Origin of the sequence: Fervidicella metallireducens AeB (assembly GCF_000601455.1) — a bacterium.
In the GTDB taxonomy this organism is placed as follows: domain Bacteria; phylum Bacillota; class Clostridia; order Clostridiales; family Caloramatoraceae; genus Fervidicella; species Fervidicella metallireducens.
The window spans coordinates 1-2,544 of record NZ_AZQP01000098.1 but is presented as its reverse complement, the minus strand read 5'-3'; the positions used below and the strand labels follow the sequence as shown (position 1 = coordinate 2,544).

General features: G+C 30.5%; 2 protein-coding genes. Both read right to left on the bottom strand.

The features are described from left to right. Positions 1-139 precede the first annotated feature (139 nt). Positions 140-1,033, bottom strand: coding sequence for a cation diffusion facilitator family transporter (locus Q428_RS13670; RefSeq protein ID WP_035381879.1), 894 nt, complete (start codon positions 1,031-1,033; stop codon positions 140-142). Between the two features lie 531 nt (positions 1,034-1,564). Then, positions 1,565-2,350, bottom strand: a complete 786-nt coding sequence (gene murI / locus Q428_RS13665) for a glutamate racemase (protein WP_035381877.1) — start codon at positions 2,348-2,350, stop codon at positions 1,565-1,567. Positions 2,351-2,544: the final 194 nt, after the last annotated feature.

Genomic DNA, 2,544 nt, shown 5'->3' with positions numbered 1-2,544 from the left:
ATTTTTTATTTTTGTCTCATTGCGACGACTTTTATATGTTATCATATCCAAAATACATTTTAGATAAAAAAAGTGTAGAAATATCGATTTACAATAAATATCTCTACACTTTTCTTTATGTTTGGCTATTTTTTATATATCAACACTCCTGGTCCTGTTGATACAACTCAATCAATGCAGGCTCTACATGAATCATACAATGCTTTATATTATCTATTTTCTTTTCTAACGTATCGTGCACTTCTTCTGCTATATTATGACCATCTTTAACTGTTAATCTCTCATCTACTAATATTTCAATATCAACATAAATTCTGTGACCGAATGTCCTTGTTTTTAAAGTTTGTATACCTTTCACACCATCAATACTTAAAGCTATTTCTTTTATTTTTTTACAAGTATCTGGATCCGCAGCCTCATCTACAAGTTCTTTTGTTGCTCGAATATAAAAGTCAATTCCAACTTTTATAATAAAAAAGCTTACAATAAGTCCTGCAAGAGGGTCAAAAAACGTATATCCTCTTCTTGCAGCAAATATACCTATGAATGTACCAATAGAAGAAAAAGCATCAGATCTGTGATGCCACGCATCAGCTTCCATAGACAAACTTTTTATCTTTTTTGCAACGATAATAGTATACCAATACATAGCTTCTTTGATTACTATAGATAAAACCGCAGCAAGCAATGCTATTCTACCCGGTGTTACGATTTCCCCAGAAATTAATTTTTTCATTCCTTCATAACCGATAAATATCCCTGTTATAATTAATATTATACTTATTATCTTTGCAAATACTGGTTCAAACTTCTCATGCCCATAAGGATGATGTTCATCCTCATTCCTTGATGATATTTTTAACCCTAAAATAACTACAAAAGTTGCTAAAATATCTGACAGTGTATGAACCCCATCAGCAAGCATTGCACCACTTTTTCCTAAAATACCTGCCATAATTTTAAATATGCATAAAAACGTGTTTATTACTATGGTTATTAATGATACACGTGTTCCCACTTCATTTCTGTTCAAAATATCCCTTCCTTTTCAATTGATAATTTAATTTACTATTTATTTTATGCATATAACATCAATAAATCAACTTAAATAAATGAAATTATCTATTATCAATTGATAATGATTTTAAACATTAAATGTAATTTATTGTTATTTGAGTATTGGTTTTCTATATGCACGAAAATAGGAATAAAGGTTTTTTATCCTCTACTCCTAATCAATCAATTCAGAATGTATCTTTAGATTTAAGTCATATCCCTTTTGGTATATTCTAAGATCCTTAAATCCATTTATCATTTTTTCACTAACCTCCGATTATCAGTTTCTGACCTCTGACATCTCACATCTGACCTCTGCAATCCATAGCTTCGGTGGTATGTTTGAGCCCCGGACATCTTCGGCGCAGGACCTCTCGACCAGTGAGCTATTACGCACTCTCTGAATGAATGGCTGCTTCTAAGCCAAATTTTGTATTAATATTTCCTAAAAAGATAAGGGTGTACATGATTTTAACATTACACCCTTATTAGAAATATTATTTTTACTCTATATCTCACTTATTTCGTCCAAACGCTTCAGTAATTTATTGTATTTTAATAATGTTGTTTCATCCACTATCTTTATTCCAGATTGATAAAATATAATTTCCCTAGACCCTTCACTAGCACATCCTTTATTTTCTAATATTTTCTTTAGATTTTTAACTGTTCCACTGCTACCATCAATCATATCCATTCTTGTAGGAATAATTTTCCTGAACACATCTTTAAATAACGGAAAGTGTGTGCATCCTAATACAATAGTTCCATAATTATCTAAGTTAAACTTTGATAATTGTTCTACTAAATATGGTAAAACAACCTCCTCCCTAAACTCAAACCTTTCTGCAAATTCAACAAGTCCTGGAAGGGGGAGTAAATCTATTATATTATCGTTGTCTACTTTTTCTATAAGGTTTTTCAGTTTTTCCTCCTTTAAGGTAAATTCCGTGGCTGTTACTAAAACCCTTTTATCTCTATTTATATTCCTTTCCACAGCAGGCTTAACTGCAGGTTCCATACCTATAATAGGAATATTAAAAGCTTTTCTCACATCCTCAACGGCTGCACTAGTAGCTGTATTGCATGCAATAACCACTGCGTCGACTTCTTGTTGTACTATAAATTCTATTGCTTTAAAGACATATTCTTTAATTTGATCTTTAGTTTTTGTTCCGTAAGGTACATTCTTTGTATCCGCGTAATATATATACTTTTCAAGAGGTAAAACCCTCAAAGCCTCATGTAAAACTGTAATACCACCTATTCCAGAATCAAAAAAACCTATTTTCACAACTTTCCCTCCAGACAATAATATAATTTTTATTTGTAGTTAAGTTTAATTCATTTAATAGCTTATGATTAAGATATATCCTTTATAATTATATCATTAAATTTAATTTAATTTTATCTAATCAAAACTTGTTTTACTATGTATTTATTAAATCGCCAAAAAATAAAAATGCACATCCGTTGATGTGCATTTTG